Raw genomic sequence first — 14,477 nt, forward strand, 5'->3', positions numbered from 1 at the left:
ATCATAATTATCCAAGGAGGAAAAGAAAATGGATTATGCAAAAGAGTCATTAAGACTGCACGGAGATTGGAAAGGTAAGATCGAGGTTGTTACAAGAGTGCCGGTTGAGAATAAAGACGACCTTTCTCTTGCATATACACCAGGTGTAGCTCAGCCTTGCCTTGAGATCCAGAAAGATATCAATAAATCCTACGAGCTTACAAGAAGATGGAATATGTGTCTTGTTGTAACAGACGGTTCCGCAGTTCTTGGTCTTGGTGACATCGGACCGGAAGCCGGTATGCCTGTAATGGAAGGTAAATGTGTACTTTTCAAAGCATTCGGCGATGTAGACGCATTCCCGCTTTGCATTAAGAGCCATGATGTAGACGAGATCGTAAATACTATTTACATGATCTCCGGATCCTTCGGTGGTGTTAACCTTGAGGATATCTCCGCTCCGAGATGCTTTGAGATCGAGAAAAAACTGAAAGAGAAATGTGATATTCCGATCTTCCACGATGATCAGCACGGAACTGCAGTTATCACACTTGCAGGTCTGACAAACGCTCTGAAGGTTGTCGGAAAGAAGAAAGAGGATGTTCGTATCGTTATGAACGGTGCAGGTGCAGCTGCTATCTCTATCTGCAGACTTCTTCTGAAAGCAGGCTTCAAGGATGTTACACTCTGCGATAGAAAGGGTGCCATCTATGAGGGACGTACAGAAGGAATGAACCCGGTTAAGGAAGAGATGAGCAAGCTCACAAACCTTCAGAAGAAACAGGGATCTCTTGCAGAGATGCTGGTTGGCGCGGATGTATTTATCGGTGTTTCCGCTCCTGGAGCAGTTACAACAGAGATGGTTAAGACCATGAACAAAGATGCCATCATCTTCGCATGCGCAAACCCGACACCGGAGATCTTCCCGGATGACGCAAAAGCAGGCGGAGCAAAGGTTATCTCCACAGGAAGAAGTGACTTCCCGAACCAGATCAACAACGTTCTTGCATTCCCTGGAATCTTCCGTGGTGCATTTGATGTAAGAGCAAGTGATATCAACGATGAGATGAAGATCGCAGCTTCCAAGGCTCTTGCAGATCTGATCACAGATGAGGAGCTTTCTCCGGAGTATATCATTCCGAAGGCATTCGACAAGAGAGTCGGACCGGCTGTCGCAAAAGCAGTAGCAGAGGCAGCAAAAGCAACAGGCGTAGCACGTATCTGATCTTAAGCGCCTGATACGAACCAAAACAGCCCTTCATTAAGAAGAATATATCAGACACCCGTACTCTGTAACCCGGTACGGGTGTCTTTTTGTTTCCCGGCAGGTGGTATTACCCTTTGACAAATGTCCTCGCAGTGAGTACAATAGCAAAAGAATATGATAGGAGGTTAAGCACAGCATGAAACCATGGGAAGCTAATATACGAAAAGTAGTGCCGTATACTCCTGGCGAGCAGCCAAATGAGAGCGGCATGATCAAACTGAATACAAACGAGAATCCATATTCACCGGCTCCGGGTGTGGAGAAGGCGCTGAAGGTCCTTGATGCCGATACCCTGAGACTTTATCCGGATCCGACAGCAGGAGACCTGGTACACAGTATTGCCGCGTTCTACGGCCTGAAGGACGAGCAGGTATTTACAGGCGTTGGTTCCGATGACGTACTGGCTATGTGTTTTCTCACATTTTTTAATTCAGAGAAACCGATCCTGTTCCCGGACATCACTTATTCTTTCTATGATGTATGGGCAGATCTTTTAAGGATCCCATATGAGCGCCCGGCATTAGATGAGGAGTTCCATATCCGTAAGGAAGATTATTTCCGTGAAAACGGCGGAATCGTATTCCCTAATCCCAATGCACCGACCGGCGTGGAAATGCCTCTTTCCGAGATCGAGGAGATCGTGGCAAAGAATCCGGAGAGTATCGTGATCGTAGATGAGGCGTACGTGGATTTCGGAGCAGCATCCGCACTGCCGCTGATCGAAAAATATGATAATCTGCTTGTTGTGCAGACCTTCTCCAAGTCCAGATCCCTGGCAGGAATGCGTATCGGATATGCCTTCGGAAATCCGGAGCTGATCAAATATCTCAATGATGTGAAATATTCCTTTAACTCCTATACCATGGATCGTACTACCATCGCGGCTGGTGTGGCATCTATGGAGGATAAGGCATATTTTGAGGAATGCTGCCATAAGATCATTACAACAAGAGAGTGGACAAAGGCAGAGCTCAGGAAGCTTGGATTTTCCTTCCAGGATTCCAGATCCAACTTTATCTTTGCCACACATGAGAGCTGTCCGGCCAAAGAGCTTTTCGCAGCACTGAGGGAGAAACATATCTATGTAAGATATTTCCCGAAGGACAGGATCGACAATCATCTCCGTATCACCATCGGTACCGATGAGGAGATGAAAAAGCTGGTAGAATTCCTGACGGAATATCTGCAGAAATAACAATTAAGGAGGTACTATGGAAGTACTGGTACAATGGTTTTCACACCACCTTGCACAGTTTATCTCTCCCGAGGGAGCTGTGTTCATCATTTCTATGATCCCGATACTGGAGCTTCGAGGCGGCCTTCTGGCAGCTTCTTTGCTGAAGATATCGGCTGCGAAGGCACTGCCGATCTGTATCGTGGGAAATATTATTCCGATTCCGTTTATCCTGCTTTTTATCCGGCAGATCTTTAAATGGATGAAAAAAACAAAGACGTTCAGAGGTCTGATCACAAAGCTGGAAAACAGAGCTATGGGAAAGAGTGACCAGATCAAGAGATATGAATTTCTTGGACTTTTGCTGTTTGTGGGAATCCCTCTTCCGGGCACAGGAGCCTGGACAGGTGCACTGATCGCCTCTCTTCTTGAGGTGGATATCAAAAAATCCTCCATTGCGATCCTGTGCGGACTTTTTATGGCAAGTGTCATTATGTATATTGTTTCTTATGGAATTGTAGGAAATGTAGTGCATTGATCGATCGCAGAGAAGGAATGTCTTTTTGATCGAAATCGGATTGAAAATAAAGAAATCCCTTACCGGATCTGTAAAATGATATGTGTTCTGTATTTCGGAAACATATCAGAGATCGGTAAGGGATTTTTTATGTGTTTTTACATATCAGGCAGAGGTATACCGAGAAGATCCTTACATAAGTCTGCGCTTCAGCATGTCCGCGTTTAAAGCGTATTTCAGAGCTGTATCCCTGGTGATACGGCCTTTTTTATATAATTCCAGAAGGCTCTGGTCCATAGAACGCATCTGCTCCTGACCGGATGTGGAGATCACGCCTTCGATCTGGTGTACTTTATTGTCGCGGATCATATTGCGGATGGCAGGAGTCAGGCGCATGATCTCGAAAACAGGAATGTTGCGTCCGTCCACATCCGGGATCAGCTGCTGGGAGATTACAGCCTGAAGGACCATGGAAAGCTGGAGGGCAATCTGATGCTGCTGAGATGGCTCAAACACGTCCATGATGCGTTCGATGGTGTTGGCTGCTCCCAAAGTATGCAGGCTGGAAAGGACAAGATGACCGGTTTCCGCAGCGGTCATGGCAGTCTGGATGGTTTCATGATCACGCATCTCTCCAAGAAGGATCACATCCGGGCTCTGGCGTAGTGTGGCACGAAGAGAAGTCAGATAGCTTTCGGTGTCGGTACAGATCTCGCGCTGGCTGACGATACAGCGATCATGGCGGTGGAGATATTCCAGAGGATCCTCCAGAGTGATGATGTGGCCTTCCCGGGTATGGTTGATCCGGTCGATCAGGCAGGCCATAGTGGTGGATTTACCGCTTCCGGCAGAACCGGTAACAAGGACCATGCCACGGGTATAGTCGGAGATATTCATCACATCCTCCGGAATGGAAAGCTCTGCAGGATCCGGCAGCCGGAAGGCGATCACGCGGATCACGGCAGCCAGGGAACCACGCTGCTTGTAGGCATTGACACGAAATCTGGAAACACCGGGAATGGAAAAAGAAAAGTCATCATCACCGGTTTCCATAAGACGGGATATATCGCGGTTTTCCGCAAGGCCGTAAATGGTGCGGAGTAAATTTTCTGTCTGATCAGGCATCAGCCTGTCACCACGGTCTAAAAGATGACCGTCGATCTTTTCTGCCAGGGGGCGGCCTGCGATGATAAAGATATCAGAGACACGCCGGTTGGCAGCTTCTGCTAAAAATTCAGGAATAGGGGTATCCATAGGTTTATTCTCCTTTAAATACATTCTGGTGGTTGTCAGGTTGCCAGGATCCGGTAAGCTCTGTGTTCCATTGCAGGATCTGATAAGCGGAAGAGCTTTTTTCCTGCGGGTAAAAAATCTCAAGCACTACAGAAAGCTGTTGTGTCTCGGAAATTCCAACGGAGAAGGAAAGGGTGTGGCTGTGGGAATCCCAGCTGAGATCGTTCCTTGTGTCCGCAAGCTTTTGTATCATGGAAAAATATCTGGTTTCATCGGAAGCTTTTTCCCTGTATTGCTCCAGATCATCACGGATTTCTGAAACGGTTTCCGTGGCGCTTGCGCAGCCGGTGTAATAATTTTCGGTCTGTTCCATAGAATGTCTGGCTGTGTTAAGACTGGATCTGGAGCTTCCAAGAGTAAGCAGAGCAAGTACACAGAGACACAGCACAGAGAAGATAAGAAACAGGGAAGGAATGCCGACAGTTACAAAAAACGTATGCTTCTGTTTCAATGTACAGCCTCCCTTCTGTAGTCATCAACAGGAAAACGCAGGGTGATCCGGTAAAGCTCACTGCCGTTGGAAAGCTGCCGGAAAGAAAGCTCGCCGGATTTTTCTGAAGAAGAAATATCTGTTTCCAGGATCATTTCACAGGCGGCTTCTCCAGAAGAGCAGCTCTGCCAGTTACGGTCATAATACCAGATCAGGTTGGTGTTCTTTTTGATACTCCCCGGAAGCAGGGAGAGGAACTGTTCATCGGTTCCGTCAGTGCCTTCCAGTATCTCGCCCACGGAGGTTGTGAGAGCCTGGATCTGGTTCCACTGTTCTGCCTGGAGCCGGTTTTTCCGTGCTGCCGCGAAGATCTGGATGCAGGCAGCTGAGGAAAGTGACAGAAACAAAAGGGCAAGGATCATTTCCATCAGAAAAAGGCTGGTACCGGAATTATGTCTTGATTCTTTCATGATGCCTCCTTTTTGCCAGTGCGATGAAGCAGGAATTCCGAGCAGACTCCCGTGGTACTTTCCAGGGAAAAGTGGTAAAAACCATTTTCCATTTCCGAAAACCGGAAATCGGAAAGCTGTGAGATGACGGTTCCTGCATCGGAACTGGCCTGAGAGCCTTTTGCAGTGAAAAGCTCCATCAGACTGTCATTCTTCAGGTAAATATACGTGATATATTCTTTTCCTTTGATATCATCCCGGAAACAAAGGGCAGGAATATCATCCAGGGAACCGGAAAAGATCTCATCGCCGCGGTCGTGCTGCCGGAATTTGGTAGTCAGATAAGTTGCTGCGGTCCCAAGCTCGGAATCGGAGTCAGTCTGTTTCACAGTCTGCTGGTAAATCCGGGCGGAAAATAGCAGCATCAGTATAAGGAACAGAACAAAAACACCAAAAAGAAGAAGCGAAAAAAGAGAAGAAACGGAATGTCCGGTGTTCTTCCGGTGATTCATGAGGCATTCCCTCCTTTCGTACTGCCGGACAGAGCGATCACGCTGATAGACGGCAGGAGATTGGAACCGTTAGGAACATACTCTACTACGAATTTGGTTTTGTCATAAGTGATATGATAATCCAAGAGAAGCTGGGACAGGCTTTCGGGATATGTGCCTGTGAGGGCATAGGTGCGGATGGCACCGTTTTTCAGTGCCTGTTCCAGAGCATCCTGTTCTTTGTGTACGGCCTGATCGGAGGTGCTGCTGACACCTGCCACAAACAAGGTGCAGGATAAAACCAGAAGCAGCGCCGGAAAGAGAAGAAAAAATGCTCTGAGAAATTTTGTTCTGCGGCTTTCAAAAAGTTCCATGCGGTCACCACCTTACATTGCAAAATCTGAGAGGATCCCCAGAAGCGGCATCATGACGGATAAAAGGACCAGCCCCACAAGAAGAGACAGCAGGATCACGATGGTAGGCTCCACAATGGAGACTGCCTGTGAGATCAGATCTATGGATCTTTCGGTGTACTGCCGGGAAAGCCTGCGGAAGGTTTCGTCACTGGAACCGGAATAGAAGGATATCGTGATGAGACGGCCTTCTATGCCGCCGAACAGACCGGATTCTGTAAGAGCCCTGGAAAAAGTTTCTCCGCTATCCAGGATAGAGGAAGCCTTCCGGAGTCTTTCGAGTATCACCGGCTGTGAGATCAGATCCTTTGTAAGCTCCAGGCTGGTTTCAGGGGAAAGTCCGCTCCGAAGCCCCAGGGAAAGGCCCTGGGCCAGACGACTGTAATCCATGGCAACCGGGATCTCACGGAAAAACGGGAGATGGATGACCATTTTTCGCAGCAGGCTGTGGCCTTTTTCCGTAAGACTGAAAAACAGGATGCAGCCAATGAGGGCTGCGGCGAGGATCAGAAAAACAGAGGAATACCGGCTGATCACGTTACCTGCATTCAGAAGTCCCCGGGAAACCCCGTTCATTTCCATTCCCATCTGGTTAAATACCTGTTGAAATACTGGCAGGACTTTTATCAGAAGGACCAGGATCACAACAGCCATCATGCCAAGCATGAGCAGCGGGTAAGTGACTGCAGACCGTATCTGTCCTGAGATTTCTTCCTCCTGTTCATAGTGGGAACTGAGACTTTCCATGATCTCATCCAGGCAGCCGGTTTCCTCACCGGTCCGGACATAGGCGGTCATGGATGTGGGAAAGATCCCGGATTCGTCAAGAGCCCGGGAAAGAGAACCGTTTTCTTCCACGGAACGGATCAGGGGTGTGAGGATCTGCCGGTCTGCATCGGTCTTGCTTTCGTCACAGAGGATGTGAAGTCCTTCCGCTGTGGATATGCCGGAATGCAGAAGCATTCCCATCTGCCCGCAGAAACTGGATAATTCCCGGGCTGTCAGTTTGTTTTTCATAATAAGGTCTCCTTTAGTTGGTCAGCGCGTGAACTGTACCGTATAATTGCTTTCATCACCGATATATTCCTGGATCGCTTCATCACCATCACTGTTGGCGTCAAAGGTGGGATCCATCAGCTTCCAGGTGTCGCCGTCAAAAGATACTGCCTTTGTCACCCAGCCTCTGCCACGGATATAAACATCGATCCATGCATGCTTTACATCACCGGAATAGCCGATCTGAAGCTTGCAGGGAATGTCCTGGCTGCGGAGCATTGCAGTAGTCAGTGCAGCGTAATCAAAACAGATCCCCGTGCCGGTGCTTAACGTATCATCTACATCAGGAAGATAACCGGCTTCGACAGAATCAGCTTTGTCATAATCGTAGGAAATATGACTGGTAACATATGTATAGAAGGTTTTCAGGATGTCGATATCGGTCATGTCTTCTTTGACAAGAGAGGCTGCCAGTTTGCAGGCTTCACTTTTGGAAGAAAAGTCCACGTACTGGTTTGGATATAGAAACGGAAGAAATTCATTCTGAAGCTTTATTGTGAGCGTTTCCGTGTAAAGGGCGGCATACTGGTTTCCATCAACCTGCTGATAGCAGGTGATGAGATACTCACCGGAGCCTTCGGAAAAAGGAAGTACCGTCTGTTCATCAGGTTCCAGAAAATAGGAATAGACCACACCGGAGGGAGCAGTAAGCTGAATGTTCATGCGGGAATCATCGGAATCGGATTCTGCGGTCAGATACCCCTGATCCTGATTGGAAATATCCAGGATCAGAGGGGAACTGCCCAGTGTTTTTTTGCCGGGGGCCTCCGGGGTGAGGACTCTGGCCGGAGAATATACCGGAGGTTCTTCATCGGAGGAAGGAGAATTTCCACAGCCTGTCAGCAGGATTCCGAAAAGCAGCCATACAAAAAAGAGACGGACTGGTAAAAATTTTGACATTGTTTCCGTTCTCCTGTTATATCATGCTTTCTTTTTGAACAGTATAGCAGATTCCGTGAAAAAAAGACAGGAGTAGGGCTCAAAATGCAGTGGAAAATGTTGACATTTCAGGGAAAAAAACATATACTATGCATATAAAGGCAAACCTGTTGAAAGACGGGGACGCAAAGCCATGGGTCTAAGGTCCGAAGGATGACTATGACAGCCGGTTGCCGCATTAAATTCCGATTTAATGACGTATTCAGATAACATCTATGAACAAGAATCTGTGTGTTAATGCGGCCGTTTATTTCGTTAGAATAAGCGGTTTTTTTGATGCCTAAAATCCGGTTTAGGTTGGAAACTGAAACGTCGGCTTTCAGAAAGGTGTGAATGATATGAAAAGAACAGATATCCATAAAATTTTTACAGGCAGGAAAAAAGCTTTAGCAGGATGCCTTGCAGCTGTTATTGTACTGGCAGGTGGCTTTAATGTCTGGCAGTCGTCACAGGTTCCGGAATTTCCGGATTTTACAGATCCGGTAGTGGAGACTACCATCACAGAGGACGACACTCCACTTGCTTCAAAACCGAAGGTGACTACCAAAACGACTTCAAATACCAAGACAACCAGAAAAAAAGTTAAGCTGAAAAAAGCGGCGACCAAGACTTATACCAAGAAGCTTCCGACTACCAATAAGAAGAGTACGACCACAAAGAAAACAAACAGAAATACAACCGTAAAAACATTAAAGACAGTTAAGACTGCAACAACACAGAAATACACAAAGAAATCAAAAACAGCCGTTCAGACACGGAAAGTAACTACAACCATTCAGACGACCACAACAGTCATGGCGGCTTCAGCTACTGCCGGCAAAGCGAATGCAGCTTCCACAAAAAAAGTAGAAAGCATCAACATGGACAGCAAATATTCAGTAAGCAATATTGCTTCCATTGCACCGAAGATGGACAGCCGGGTGCTCAAAGCCTACAAGAAGCTTGGATTTACTGTAACGATCGATCCGTCTGTTAACTACGGAGGCTGCTTTAACGCACATTCAAGAAGCATCATCCTTCGTTTTGAGAATGAGACAATCTACCATGAGCTGGGACATTTCCTTGCTTTTGTTGCGGGAAACGTAGACAGAACAAGTGATTTTGCCGCAGTTTATAACAGCGAAAAATCCAAATTTACAGGTATCAACAGAAGCTATGCAACGCAGAACAGTTCAGAATATTTTGCAGAATCAGTGCTTGAGTATGTAACAAGTCCGTCAACACTTAAGAGACAGAGACCAAAAACGTATGCAGCGATCGTGGCGGCTCTGAATAAAATTACTGATGAACGTATCCAGAGGGTCATGGATATATACGGACCGTTCTGGAGCTAAAAAAGAAGCATACAGGAACGTTGGATCTGTCCGGGAAGAGATCTCCCGGGCAGATTTTTTTCTTTTTTGTGAGAAAAGTATAAAAAAAATGTCGATAAATATTTCTTGCAATAGGCTCTATAAGGTGTGTATAATGAAACATAAGCTGAAAACATGCTTTCATTCAAAAAAAGTGCAGCCATGTCAGGTTGTATCTGATTCCATAAACAACAAATATATAATTTATCAGATTTAAGAATAGAGGATTTAATATGAGAGAAAAGTATGAATCATTATCTCTGGCGGTGCTGAAGGATCTGGCAAAGGCGAGAGGGATGAAGGGAATTTCTACTCTGAGAAAACCGGCACTGATTGAGCGGATGCTGGAGGAGGACGCCAAAGAGTCCGACAGAGGAAATCCCGAAGAAGTACACAAAAGTACACCGGCAGAAAATACTGTAAAAGAAAAAAGCTATGATTCGGAAAAAACAGAATATCGTACCCGTCCGGCAGGGGAAGGACTTCAGGAGCAGCGGAAGGAATATCGTAGTGATAAGAATGAGCAGGAACACAGAAGCACAAATATCCGCAGAGAGTACAACCGTGAATATAACCGGGAAGCTACAAGGGAGAACGGGAATGTCCCGTCAGAATCCACCCAGCTGGACAGTGGTGAAAAGGCCAACGGAATCCTGGAAGTGCTTCCTGACGGATATGGCTTTATCCGATGTGAGAATTATATGCCGGGTGAGAACGACATTTATGTTTCTCCTTCCCAGATCCGCCGCTTTAATTTAAAGACAGGTGATATCATCCAGGGAAATATCCGTATCAAGACCCAGGGAGAGAAGTTCAGTGCCCTTCTCTACGTATCTTCCATTAACGGTTTTCATCCGAGTGAGGGACAGAGACGGTATAATTTTGAAGATATGACACCGATCTTTCCGAATGAGAGACTTGTCATGGAGCGTGCAGGCGGTACAACGGCCATGCGTATCGTGGATCTGATCAGTCCTATCGGAAAGGGCCAGCGAGGAATGATCGTATCTCCGCCAAAGGCAGGTAAGACAACCCTTCTGAAAGATGTTGCCAAGTCTATCCTCAGGAATAACAGAGATATGCATCTGATCATTCTTCTGATCGATGAGCGTCCTGAGGAGGTTACCGATATCAGAGAGGCGATCCAGGGACCGAATGTGGAAGTGATCTATTCTACATTTGATGAACTTCCGGAACATCATAAGAGAGTTTCCGAGATGGTTGTGGAGCGTGCGCGCCGTCTTGTAGAGCATAAACAGGATGTGATCATTCTTCTGGATTCGATCACACGACTTGCCAGAGCCTATAATCTGATCATCCCGCCAAGCGGAAGAACCTTATCCGGTGGTCTTGACCCAGCGGCTCTCCATATGCCCAAAAGATTTTTTGGCGCAGCCCGCAATATGCGCGAGGGCGGAAGCTTGACGATTCTGGCAACCGCACTTGTGGATACCGGAAGCAAGATGGACGATGTTATTTATGAGGAGTTCAAGGGAACCGGTAATATGGAGCTTGTCCTGGATCGTAAATTACAGGAGAAACGGGTATTCCCGGCCATTGATATCCAGAAATCCGGAACCAGAAGAGAGGATCTGCTTCTCAGCAAGGATGAACAGGAAGCGGTTTATATTATGCGAAAAGCTCTCAACGGAATGAAAGCGGATGAGGCAGTAGAACAGATCCTGAATACCTTTGCCAGAACCAGGAACAATGCAGAACTGGTACAGACTGTAAAGAAACAGAAATTTTTATAAAGTCCTTGCATTTTAGGGAAAGCTATGTTATACTTAGCAAGCTGTTTAAAATGGAATTCGTCAATTGAATACGAATAATATTAAATATATAGAGAGGTGAAAATCATGAGAGAAGGAATCCATCCGAACTACTATCAGGCAACTGTAACCTGCAACTGCGGAAACACTTTCGTAACAGGTTCTACTAAAGAGGACATCCATGTTGAGATCTGTTCCAAATGCCATCCGTTCTACACAGGACAGCAGAAGGCTACACAGGCTCGTGGACGTATCGATAAGTTCAACAAGAAATACGGCCTGAATAAGTAATTATTGCGAATACAGGAAATGAGAAGGTTGAGGTTGGGAAATCTCAACCTTTCTTTAACTGAAAAATTTTTAATTTGCACAGGAGAGAATGAATGAGATCATCGAATATCGGCGGACAGGCGGTCATGGAAGGCATCATGATGCGCCACAAGGACAAATATTCTATCGCAGTGCGCCGCCCGGACCAGGAGATCGAGCTGAAGGTAGAGGATTATAAATGTATCTTCGGAAATCACGCATTTCTGAAGAAACCGATCATCCGTGGTGTGGTAAGCTTTGTGGATTCTCTTGTGGTAGGCACGAAATGCCTGATGTATTCTGCGGAGATCGCAGGAGACGAGGAAGATGAGGAAACAGCCAGGAAGAATGAGCAGCTTACAGAAGAAGAGCGTTCTGCAAAGAAAGCCAAAGAGGATAAGCAGTTCAAGTGGCTTCTTTACATTACGGTAGCTATCTCCATGGTGGTTTCTGTGGCTGCTTTTATGTTTCTTCCGTATGTACTGGCTAGTCTGATCCGAGGGGTAGGTGCTTCGGAATTTCTGGTCACCATAGTGGAAGCCTTTGTGAAGCTGGCACTGTTTATGGGATATATGTTCCTGATCTCCAGAATGAAGGATATCCAGAGGACATTTATGTATCACGGCGCGGAGCACAAATGTATCAACTGTGTGGAGCATGGTCTGCCTCTGACGGTAGAGAATGTGTTAAAGAGCTCCAGGTTTCATAAGCGCTGTGGAACAAGCTTTCTGTTTCTGGTCATGCTGGTAAGTATTGTGCTGCATTTTGTGTTTGTGGCGGTGCCGTTTTACTGGGTGAGACTGCTGGGAAGACTTCTCATGGTACCGGTAGTTGCGGGGATTTCCTTTGAGATCATCCAGTGGGCAGGAAGAACAGACAGTAAATTTGCGGACATTATGAGTAAACCAGGTCTTGCCATGCAGAAATTCACCACAAAGGAGCCTGCTGCAGATATGGCAGAGGTAGCCATTAAAGCAGTTGAGGCTGTTTTTGATTGGAGAGCTTATCTGAAAGAGGAATTTGACCTGGACATCCCATATGAGACAGAGGAGACAGAAAATGCAGACTCTTGAGTCCCTTCTGAAAAAAGGTACAACAATACTGAAAGATAACGGATTGGAAGAAGCCGGGCTGGATGCCTGGCTCCTTCTGGAATTTAAGACCGGAAAGAATCGGGCATATTATTTTGCGCATGGAGATGAACCGGTGTCTGATGAGACCGCAGCAGAGTATCTTACGCTGATCGACAGGCGGGCAGGACATATTCCTGTACAGCAGCTGACTCATCAGGCTTTTTTTATGGGCTATGAGTTTTATGTAAACGAAAACGTGCTGATTCCGAGACAGGATACGGAGACTCTGGTGGAAGAGGCATTGAAACACCTTGGGGATGTGGAAAAACCGGAGATCCTGGATATGTGTACCGGCTCCGGCTGTATTCTGCTCAGCCTTCTTCTGGAACGGCAGGATGCCTGTGGGACCGGGGTGGATGTTTCACCGGAAGCACTGGAAGTGGCAAAAAAGAATGCAGGTATTCTAAAGGTGGAGAACCGGGCGGATTTTGTGGAAAGCGATCTGTTCTCGGCACCGTATTTTTGTGAAAAAGGTGGAAAAGATAGTGGGAAATATGATATCCTTATTTCAAACCCGCCTTATATCGCAACAGAAGAAATTGAAACACTGATGGAAGAAGTCCGCCTTCATGATCCGAGGAAGGCCCTTGACGGAATGGAAGACGGGCTTTATTTTTACAGAAAGATCACAGCAGAGGCCGGAAGGTACCTGAAACCAGGCGGATGGCTTCTGTATGAAATCGGCTGCACCCAGGGTGAGGCAGTCAGTACAATGATGAAAGCAGCCGGGTTTACCGGGGTTCAGATCGTAAAGGATCTGCCGGGCCTTGACCGTGTGGTGCTTGGACAGAAACAGGAGGAAATACATGTTTGATAAACTGGATGATCTGCTGGTACGTTTTGAAGAGCTTCTCAATGAGCTGGGAGAACCGGGAGTAACCGACGATCCGGCACATTTTCAGAAGCTGATGAAGGAGCAGAGCGACCTGCAGCCAATCGTTGACGCATATAAAGAATATAAGAAAAATAAGGAAACCATCGAGGACAGTCTTTCCATGCTGGAGAGCGAGAAGGACGAAGAGATGCGTGAAATGCTGAAGGAAGAGCTTTCCGATGCAAAAAAGAGAGTGGAGGAGCTGGAGCATGAGCTGAAGATCCTTCTTCTTCCGAAGGACCCTAACGACAGCAAGAACGTTATCGTTGAGATCCGTGGAGGTGCAGGCGGTGATGAGGCAGCACTTTTTGCAGCAGAGATTTATCGTATGTATGTGAAATACGCGGAGTCCCGCCGCTGGAAAACCGAGATGCTCAGCCTCAATGAGAACGGCATCGGCGGCTTCAAGGAGGTTACCTTCATGATCAAGGGTGAGGGTGCATATTCCAGACTGAAATACGAAAGCGGTGTTCACCGTGTACAGCGAGTACCGGAGACAGAGTCCGGCGGAAGGATCCATACCTCTACCTGTACGGTAGCGATCATGCCGGAGGCGGAAGAAATTGATTTCCATCTGGATCTCAATGAGTGTAAATTCGATGTGTTCCGTGCATCCGGAAACGGTGGTCAGTGTGTCAACACCACAGACTCCGCAGTACGTCTTACTCATATCCCTACAGGAATCGTGATTTCCTGCCAGGATGAGAAGTCTCAGCTTAAGAACAAGGATAAAGCACTTCGTGTGCTCCGTTCCCGTCTGTATGAGATGGAGCTTGCCAAGCAGCATGACGCTGAGGCAGAGGCAAGGAGAAGCCAGATCGGTACAGGTGACCGCTCCGAGAAGATCCGTACCTATAACTTCCCTCAGGGACGTGTAACAGACCACAGGATCAAGCTTACCCTTCATCGTCTTGAGAATATCCTTAACGGAGATCTGGATGAGATCATTGACAGTCTGATCGCAGCAGACCAGGCAGTAAAGCTGACAAAGCTGAATGAACAGGAGTAAGCGCTGATTACAGCTACAGA

16 protein-coding genes and 1 riboswitch are annotated in these 14,477 nt (G+C 46.9%); of the genes, 9 read left to right on the plus strand and 7 right to left on the minus strand.

All coding sequences use genetic code 11. The annotated features are described in order from the left end of the window. Positions 1-28 precede the first annotated feature (28 nt). The 3 genes from ABCM67_RS10460 to ABCM67_RS10470 all read left to right on the plus strand — a co-directional run bounded on the left by ABCM67_RS10460 (position 29) and on the right by ABCM67_RS10470 (position 2,958). Positions 29-1,204 carry a malic enzyme-like NAD(P)-binding protein gene (locus tag ABCM67_RS10460; protein ID WP_015526165.1) on the plus strand — a complete coding sequence of 392 codons (1,176 nt, stop codon included), beginning with the start codon at positions 29-31 and terminating at the stop codon, positions 1,202-1,204. Between the two features lie 178 nt (positions 1,205-1,382). Next, entirely contained in the window at positions 1,383-2,441 is a 1,059-nt protein-coding gene (hisC, locus tag ABCM67_RS10465) for a histidinol-phosphate transaminase (protein ID WP_288866279.1), read from the plus strand. Positions 2,442-2,457: 16 nt separating this feature from the next. Continuing rightward, on the plus strand, positions 2,458-2,958 hold the full coding sequence (locus ABCM67_RS10470; RefSeq protein WP_021652100.1) for a small multi-drug export protein: 501 nt from the start codon (positions 2,458-2,460) through the stop codon (positions 2,956-2,958). 171 nt (positions 2,959-3,129) lie between these two features. Here the strand turns inward: ABCM67_RS10470 and ABCM67_RS10475 are convergent, their stop codons facing one another. Genes ABCM67_RS10475 through ABCM67_RS10505 form a run of 7 tightly spaced genes read right to left on the minus strand, consistent with a single transcriptional unit; the run spans position 3,130 to position 7,969 of the window. After that, positions 3,130-4,191 carry a PilT/PilU family type 4a pilus ATPase gene (locus tag ABCM67_RS10475; RefSeq protein WP_118608158.1) on the minus strand — a complete coding sequence of 354 codons (1,062 nt, stop codon included), beginning with the start codon at positions 4,189-4,191 and terminating at the stop codon, positions 3,130-3,132. A gap of 4 nt (positions 4,192-4,195) precedes the next feature. After that, positions 4,196-4,681 (minus strand): hypothetical protein, encoded by a 486-nt coding sequence (locus tag ABCM67_RS10480; RefSeq protein WP_118608157.1) that lies wholly within the window; start codon positions 4,679-4,681, stop codon positions 4,196-4,198. Continuing rightward, positions 4,678-5,130, minus strand: a complete 453-nt coding sequence (locus ABCM67_RS10485; protein ID WP_129974725.1) for a hypothetical protein — start codon at positions 5,128-5,130, stop codon at positions 4,678-4,680. Before ABCM67_RS10485 ends, ABCM67_RS10480 begins: the two co-directional genes overlap by 4 nt. Continuing rightward, positions 5,127-5,621: a DUF4860 domain-containing protein gene (locus tag ABCM67_RS10490; RefSeq protein WP_022426851.1), complete on the minus strand. Its 495-nt coding sequence runs from the start codon at positions 5,619-5,621 to the stop codon at positions 5,127-5,129. The genes ABCM67_RS10485 and ABCM67_RS10490 overlap by 4 nt, the downstream gene beginning before the upstream one ends. Next, on the minus strand, positions 5,618-5,974 hold the full coding sequence (locus tag ABCM67_RS10495; RefSeq protein ID WP_059086728.1) for a hypothetical protein: 357 nt from the start codon (positions 5,972-5,974) through the stop codon (positions 5,618-5,620). The genes ABCM67_RS10490 and ABCM67_RS10495 overlap by 4 nt, the downstream gene beginning before the upstream one ends. Positions 5,975-5,986: 12 nt before the next feature. Further along, complete coding sequence (locus tag ABCM67_RS10500) at positions 5,987-7,030, minus strand: type II secretion system F family protein (RefSeq protein ID WP_342992842.1); 1,044 nt, start codon at positions 7,028-7,030, stop codon at positions 5,987-5,989. Between the two features lie 21 nt (positions 7,031-7,051). After that, entirely contained in the window at positions 7,052-7,969 is a 918-nt protein-coding gene (locus ABCM67_RS10505) for a transglutaminase-like domain-containing protein (protein ID WP_342992843.1), read from the minus strand. Positions 7,970-8,098: 129 nt separating this feature from the next. Then, positions 8,099-8,186: riboswitch (cyclic di-GMP riboswitch) on the plus strand. Positions 8,187-8,346: 160 nt separating this feature from the next. Between ABCM67_RS10505 and ABCM67_RS10510 the strand changes: the two genes are divergently transcribed. The 6 genes from ABCM67_RS10510 to prfA all read left to right on the plus strand — a co-directional run bounded on the left by ABCM67_RS10510 (position 8,347) and on the right by prfA (position 14,457). Continuing rightward, the gene (locus ABCM67_RS10510) at positions 8,347-9,342 is read left to right on the plus strand and encodes a hypothetical protein (RefSeq protein WP_021652107.1); all 996 of its coding nucleotides are present in this window, start codon (positions 8,347-8,349) and stop codon (positions 9,340-9,342) included. A 251-nt stretch (positions 9,343-9,593) separates the two neighbouring features. Continuing rightward, the gene (gene rho, locus ABCM67_RS10515) at positions 9,594-11,114 is read left to right on the plus strand and encodes a transcription termination factor Rho (protein WP_021652109.1); all 1,521 of its coding nucleotides are present in this window, start codon (positions 9,594-9,596) and stop codon (positions 11,112-11,114) included. 105 nt (positions 11,115-11,219) lie between these two features. Continuing rightward, on the plus strand, positions 11,220-11,423 hold the full coding sequence (gene rpmE, locus ABCM67_RS10520; RefSeq protein WP_015526151.1) for a 50S ribosomal protein L31: 204 nt from the start codon (positions 11,220-11,222) through the stop codon (positions 11,421-11,423). Positions 11,424-11,515: 92 nt separating this feature from the next. After that, entirely contained in the window at positions 11,516-12,514 is a 999-nt protein-coding gene (locus ABCM67_RS10525; protein ID WP_129974728.1) for a DUF1385 domain-containing protein, read from the plus strand. Beyond that, a complete protein-coding gene (gene prmC / locus ABCM67_RS10530; protein ID WP_022426857.1) occupies positions 12,501-13,388 on the plus strand; it encodes a peptide chain release factor N(5)-glutamine methyltransferase in 888 nt (295 codons plus the stop codon). Before ABCM67_RS10525 ends, prmC begins: the two co-directional genes overlap by 14 nt. Then, positions 13,381-14,457 carry a peptide chain release factor 1 gene (gene prfA, locus ABCM67_RS10535; RefSeq protein WP_015526148.1) on the plus strand — a complete coding sequence of 359 codons (1,077 nt, stop codon included), beginning with the start codon at positions 13,381-13,383 and terminating at the stop codon, positions 14,455-14,457. Before prmC ends, prfA begins: the two co-directional genes overlap by 8 nt. Positions 14,458-14,477: the final 20 nt, after the last annotated feature.

The sequence above is a fragment of the Blautia sp. 2227st1_G12_2227SCRN_220401 genome, from assembly GCF_039062885.1.
GTDB classification, from domain to species: Bacteria; Bacillota; Clostridia; order Lachnospirales; family Lachnospiraceae; genus Blautia_A; species Blautia_A fusiformis.

Bases quoted from the DNA above. Each gene is read 5' to 3' on its own strand.
- ABCM67_RS10460 (WP_015526165.1), top strand. From the start codon at position 29: ATGGATTATGCAAAAGAGTCATTAAGACTGCACGGAGATTGGAAAGGT.
- hisC (WP_288866279.1), top strand. From the start codon at position 1,383: ATGAAACCATGGGAAGCTAATATACGAAAAGTAGTGCCGTATACTCCT.
- ABCM67_RS10470 (WP_021652100.1), top strand. From the start codon at position 2,458: ATGGAAGTACTGGTACAATGGTTTTCACACCACCTTGCACAGTTTATC.
- ABCM67_RS10475 (WP_118608158.1), bottom strand. From the start codon at position 4,191: ATGGATACCCCTATTCCTGAATTTTTAGCAGAAGCTGCCAACCGGCGT.
- ABCM67_RS10485 (WP_129974725.1), bottom strand. From the start codon at position 5,130: ATGAAAGAATCAAGACATAATTCCGGTACCAGCCTTTTTCTGATGGAA.
- ABCM67_RS10490 (WP_022426851.1), bottom strand. From the start codon at position 5,621: ATGAATCACCGGAAGAACACCGGACATTCCGTTTCTTCTCTTTTTTCG.
- ABCM67_RS10495 (WP_059086728.1), bottom strand. From the start codon at position 5,974: ATGGAACTTTTTGAAAGCCGCAGAACAAAATTTCTCAGAGCATTTTTT.
- ABCM67_RS10500 (WP_342992842.1), bottom strand. From the start codon at position 7,030: ATGAAAAACAAACTGACAGCCCGGGAATTATCCAGTTTCTGCGGGCAG.
- ABCM67_RS10505 (WP_342992843.1), bottom strand. From the start codon at position 7,969: ATGTCAAAATTTTTACCAGTCCGTCTCTTTTTTGTATGGCTGCTTTTC.
- ABCM67_RS10510 (WP_021652107.1), top strand. From the start codon at position 8,347: ATGAAAAGAACAGATATCCATAAAATTTTTACAGGCAGGAAAAAAGCT.
- rho (WP_021652109.1), top strand. From the start codon at position 9,594: ATGAGAGAAAAGTATGAATCATTATCTCTGGCGGTGCTGAAGGATCTG.
- rpmE (WP_015526151.1), top strand. From the start codon at position 11,220: ATGAGAGAAGGAATCCATCCGAACTACTATCAGGCAACTGTAACCTGC.
- ABCM67_RS10525 (WP_129974728.1), top strand. From the start codon at position 11,516: ATGAGATCATCGAATATCGGCGGACAGGCGGTCATGGAAGGCATCATG.
- prmC (WP_022426857.1), top strand. From the start codon at position 12,501: ATGCAGACTCTTGAGTCCCTTCTGAAAAAAGGTACAACAATACTGAAA.
- prfA (WP_015526148.1), top strand. From the start codon at position 13,381: ATGTTTGATAAACTGGATGATCTGCTGGTACGTTTTGAAGAGCTTCTC.